This window comes from Allomesorhizobium camelthorni (assembly GCF_011045125.1).
Lineage (GTDB): Bacteria > Pseudomonadota > Alphaproteobacteria > Rhizobiales > Rhizobiaceae > Allomesorhizobium > Allomesorhizobium camelthorni.
Genome location: NZ_JAAKZF010000178.1, coordinates 1 through 4,880, shown reverse-complemented (window position 1 = coordinate 4,880; position 4,880 = coordinate 1). Strand labels below are relative to the sequence as shown.

At 64.0% G+C, this 4,880-nt stretch carries 5 protein-coding genes; 2 read left to right on the top strand and 3 right to left on the bottom strand.

The annotated features are described in order from the left end of the window. Together G6N73_RS34705 and G6N73_RS34700 are read left to right on the top strand one after the other, a co-directional pair. The coding region (locus G6N73_RS34705) for an NAD(P)(+) transhydrogenase (Re/Si-specific) subunit beta (RefSeq protein ID WP_165034398.1) at window positions 1-190 on the top strand (190 nt) is incomplete at its 5' end. A 39-nt stretch (window positions 191-229) separates the two neighbouring features. Beyond that, a complete protein-coding gene (locus G6N73_RS34700; protein WP_165034397.1) occupies window positions 230-1,003 on the top strand; it encodes a fumarylacetoacetate hydrolase family protein in 774 nt (257 codons plus the stop codon). Between the two features lie 93 nt (window positions 1,004-1,096). Here the strand turns inward: G6N73_RS34700 and sucD are convergent, their stop codons facing one another. From sucD to frc, 3 genes are all read right to left on the bottom strand, one after another. Beyond that, on the bottom strand, window positions 1,097-1,978 hold the full coding sequence (gene sucD, locus G6N73_RS34695; protein WP_165034396.1) for a succinate--CoA ligase subunit alpha: 882 nt from the start codon (window positions 1,976-1,978) through the stop codon (window positions 1,097-1,099). Then, window positions 1,975-3,156 (bottom strand): ADP-forming succinate--CoA ligase subunit beta, encoded by a 1,182-nt coding sequence (gene sucC, locus G6N73_RS34690; RefSeq protein ID WP_165034395.1) that lies wholly within the window; start codon window positions 3,154-3,156, stop codon window positions 1,975-1,977. Before sucC ends, sucD begins: the two co-directional genes overlap by 4 nt. A 360-nt stretch (window positions 3,157-3,516) precedes the next feature. Then, entirely contained in the window at window positions 3,517-4,791 is a 1,275-nt protein-coding gene (gene frc / locus G6N73_RS34685; RefSeq protein ID WP_165034394.1) for a formyl-CoA transferase, read from the bottom strand. Window positions 4,792-4,880: the final 89 nt, after the last annotated feature.

Below are 4,880 nucleotides of genomic sequence, written 5' to 3'. Positions count from 1 at the left end.
GAATTCGCCGATCTACGGCATGCCGATCCTCGACGTCGACAAGGCGCGCACCTGCCTGTTCGTCAAGCGCTCGCTCGGCTCCGGCTATGCCGGCATCGACAACACGCTGTTCTACAAGGACGGCACCATGATGCTCTTGGGCGACGCCAAGAAGATGACGGAAGAGATCGTCAAGGCGATGGACCACTGATGGCCATCGCCGGCGCGGGTTTAGCAAGGGAGGCAGATAATGACACGATGGGTTCGGTTCGAGGATGGTGGCGAGGAACGCTTCGGCAGCCTTTCCGGCGCTGAAATCGTGGTTCACGCCGGCTCGATGTTCGACGCTCCGCAACCGACGGACGTAAGGAGGCGGCTCGATGCCGTCCGGCTGCTGCCGCCGTGCCAGCCATCCAAGATCATCGCGCTCTGGAATAATTTCCGGCAACTCGCGGCGAAGCTCTCGGTGCCGGAGCCGGAGGAGCCGCTCTATCTCCTGAAGGCGGTTTCCTGTGTCGCAGCGTCCGGCTCGGTCATCAGCCGGCCACCATCCTATTCCGAGCGCGTGGCCTATGAAGGCGAACTCGGCATCGTCATCGGCCGCGCCTGCAGCAATGCCTCCGAGGAGGAGGCCGCCGCGGCGATTTTCGGCTACACCTGCGTGAACGACCTGACCGCCAGCGACATCATCCAGCGCGACAAGACCTTCGCGCAATGGGCCCGCGCCAAGAGTTTCGACGGCTTCGGTCCGTTCGGGCCGGTGATCGCGGCCGATCTCGACGTGAGCGCGCTCAGCGTGCGGACCGAGGTAAACGGCGTCGAGCGGCAGAACTACCCGCTCGACGACATGATCTTCCCGCCGGCGCGGCTGGTCAGCGCGCTGTCCAGAGACATGACGCTGCTGCCCGGCGATCTCATTTGCTGCGGCACATCGCTCGGCGTCGGCACGCTCAAGGATGAGGCAAGCACCGTCTCGGTGACCATCGAGGGGATCGGCACGCTCTCCAACACTTTCGTGCAGTGAGGCTGCCGCTAGCCGGTTTGCTTTCTTGTGAAACAAGAGTGCCCGGAACCCTGCGGTTCCGGGCAATTTCCCCAAGGCCAGGGAGTGACAGTTTCAGGCGGCCACAGTGAGCGCCCTGTGCATCGTCTCGCCCACGAGATGGGGGCTTTCGGCGATGATGACGCCCGCCTCGCTCAGCGCGCGGATCTTGCTCTTGGCATCCGCTCCGGCATTGCCCGCAATGGCGCCGGCATGGCCCATGCGGCGCTCTGCCGGCGCATACTGCCCGACGATGAGGGCGACGACCGGAATTTTAGGCTTCGCGGCGGCGATGATCTCAGCCAGTTCTTCCTCATCGGTCCCGCCGATTTCCCCAATGGCGATGACGCCGTGGGTGTCGGGGTCGGCAAGGAAGAGCTCGAAGCAGGCGCGCATGCTGAGGCCGTGGATAGCGTCGCCGCCGATGCCGACTGTGGTCGACTGGCCAAGCCCGGCATCGCTCAGCTGCGCGATAACCTCGCTGGTCAGCGAAGCGGAACGCGACAGAATGCCGACATTGCCGCGCCGCGCATTGCCGGTCGCCATGACGCCTATCTTGCAAACGCCCGGGGCGAGGATGCCCTGCGAGTTCGGTCCGACGAGAATGGTGGAACCATGCTTCAACGCATCGCGCACGCGCATCATGTCGCGAACCGGAACCCGCTCCGTGAGCGCAACCACGAGCGGCATCTCCGCTTCAATCGCCTCGATCATCGCATTCGCTGCCCGATCCGGTGGAACGAAGACCATGCTGGCATTAGCTCCGGTCTCCGTCATGGCGGTGGCGACCGTGTCGAAAACGGGCAGGTTGAGATGGTGACTGCCGCCCTTGCCCGGCCGCACGCCGCCGACGACTCGGGTGCCGTATTCCAGCATGACCGACGAATAGTGCGTCCCGGCCCTCCCGGTGATGCCTTGGCAAATGACGCGCGTGTTCTGGTCGACGAGAATGGTCATTGTCTCCCTCCCGCAGCCCTGGCCTCCTCGACCGCGCGCGTCGCCGCGCTCCACATGTCCGGGCGGTCGATGACCCGGCAGCCGAAATTGGCGAACCGGAAACGGGCATATTCGGCATTGTTGCCGGCGAGACGCACGACTGTGGGCAGCGTGCGGCCGGTCCGCCGCATGGCGATCCCGAGCCCGTCGGCGATGGTGTCGCAAGGCTGCATGCCGCCGCCGTGCACGTTGACCAGGATCGAGCGCACCGCCGGATTGTTCAGCAGCAGCGAAAAGCCGTAGGCGACATCGAGGCTGCTGGCCGTGGTGCGTATGTCCATGAAGTTGGCCGGCCTTCCATTGGCGGCGCGGACCATGTCGAGGGTCGCGAGACCAAGCCCAGCGCCGTTTGCCACCAGTCCGATATCGCCGTCCATCTGGATGTAGTTGAGCTGCCGGTTCTGCGCGACGCGCTCGCCTTCATTGTCCTCCTGCTCTTCGCGCAGTGCGGCAAGTTCGGGCTGGCGAAAGAGCGCGTTGTCGTCAATGACGATCTTCGCGTCAGCCGCCACGAAATCCCCGTTACCGGTCAGGAGCAGGGGATTGATCTCGAGCAGCGTGGCGTCGAGCGCGGAGAAAGCCCGGGCGAGCCGCTGCAGCAGGCTGACGAATTCGGGAAGCAGGTTGCCCGAAATGCCGATGCGCTGGCCAAGCGCGGCGGCCTCGCTTTCGCCGATCCCTTCGCCTGGAGCAAGGGAGAGGCGTTCGAGTCTCATTTCGCCGGTGTGCACCTGCTGCTCGATGTCTTCGCTGCCTTCCGCTCCCGCGAGCAGAACGGCTTCGGCCTTCGCGGCGTCGATGAAGAACGAGACGTAGAGGCTGCGCGACGCCGTGACTGCGCGCTCGACCAGAACGCTGTGCGCCTTGGCGCCGTCGGGGCCGGTCTGGGCCGTGACGAAAGTGCGGCCAAGGAAAAGGCCGGCGGCTGTGGCTACTTCCTCCGGCGTGCGCACAATGCGCACCGCGCCCGCCTTGCCGCGCCCGCCCGAGCGGATCTGTGCCTTGACGGCGAAGCCCTCGCTGCCGAGGTCGCGCGCAATCGTGGCAGCATCCTCTGAGGTCAGCGCTACGCGGCCCTCCGGCACATCGATGCCGTAGCCGGTCAGCAGCGTCTTTGCCTGGAACTCGTGCAGTCGCATGACATCCTCCCCGAACGCTGAGATTGGCTGTCGGCCATTCTGCCTCGCCGCGGAAACCAGCAGCAGGCGATCAACCTTCACGTTGGAATACAATATGCCAGAGCGGGCGAGGGTGGTCAATGGCGATGGAACGCCCATTCTAAAAACAGACGACTGCGGGAGGTAGGCTCCGCTCGTGCGAGATGGTTCGGAGGGATGCCGCAAGCCGGCCGCGATGGACGCGGCGACATCGTGGCGTGGAAACCACCGCCGCATTACACCGCCCGGTTTGGAGTAATCCGAGACCGTAGGGAAGTTACACGGACAAAAAAGAGCGGCGGTATACGATGATACCGCCGCCCGGACGATTAGATTAGGTGGTTACTCGGCTGCGATCGCCTGCGGGGCGCCAAGCGCGCCGCTCTGCTGGATTTCGCTGATCCCGCTGGGGTCGTAGCCCAGCACGTCGCGCAGGATTTCCTCCGTGTGCTCGCCCAGGAGCGGGGAGCGCGCCACGTCGGTCGGGCTGTCCGACAGTTTGATCGGATTGCCCACCGAGAGATATTTCCCCCGCGTTGGATGATCGACCTCGACCACCGTGCCGGTGGCGCGTAGCGACTGATCCTCGGCAAGCTCCTTCATGGAAAGGATGGGGCCGACCGGGATATCGACGGCGTTGCAGAGATCCATCACCTCGAACTTGGTCTTGGTCATCGTCCATTGCTCGATACGCGCAAAGATGGCGTTCAGCTTCGGCAGGCGCGCAGGCGGTGTCGCGTATTCCGGATCGGTCTTCCAGGTCGGCTCGCCAATGAGGTCGCAGATTTTCTCCCACACCGGCGCCTGCGTGATGAAATAGATATATGCGTCGGGATCCTGCTCCCAGCCTTTGCATTTCAGTATGCGGCCGGGCTGGCCACCGCCGGAATCATTGCCGGCGCGCGGCACGGCCGCGCCGAAGGGAATGCCTTCGCCGTACTGGCTGTATTCCTTCAGCGGTCCGTGGGCGAGCCGCTGCTGGTCCCGCAGTTTCACGCGCGCGAGGTTCAACACGCCATCCTGCATGGCGCAGGTGACGCGCTGCCCCTTGCCGGTGTTCGTGCGTTGATAAAGCGCGGTGACGATGCCGAGTGCGAGATGCAGCCCAGTACCGGAATCGCCGATCTGGGCGCCGGTGACCAAAGGGGGGCCGTCGCGGAAGCCGGTGGTCGACGCTGCGCCGCCGGTGCATTGGGCGACATTTTCATAGACCTTGCAGTCCTCATATGGTCCGGGGCCGAAACCTTTGATCGAGGCAACGATCATCTTCGGGTTAAGCCTGTTGATCGTCTCCCAGGGGAACCCCATGCGGTCGAGCACGCCCGGCCCGAAATTCTCGACCAGCACGTCGCACTCCTTGATCAGGCGCTCGAGTACCTGCTTGCCCTTCGGGTTTTTGGTGTCGAGCGTGATCGAGCGTTTGTTGTGGTTCAGCATGGTGAAGTACAGGCTGTCCACCTTGGGGATGTCCTGCAATTGCCCGCGCGTGATGTCGCCCGTTCCCGGGCGCTCTATCTTGATCACGTCGGCGCCAAACCATGCGAGAAGCTGTGTACAGGTCGGTCCGGACTGGACATGGGTGAAGTCGAGGATGCGAACGCCTTCGAGCGCTTTCATGAGAATACTTCCTTATTTCTTCTTCAGCACGCTTTGCGGGTTGAGATTGCCGATGCGGCCGCTCTCACTGCCGGCGGCCGGATCGATCG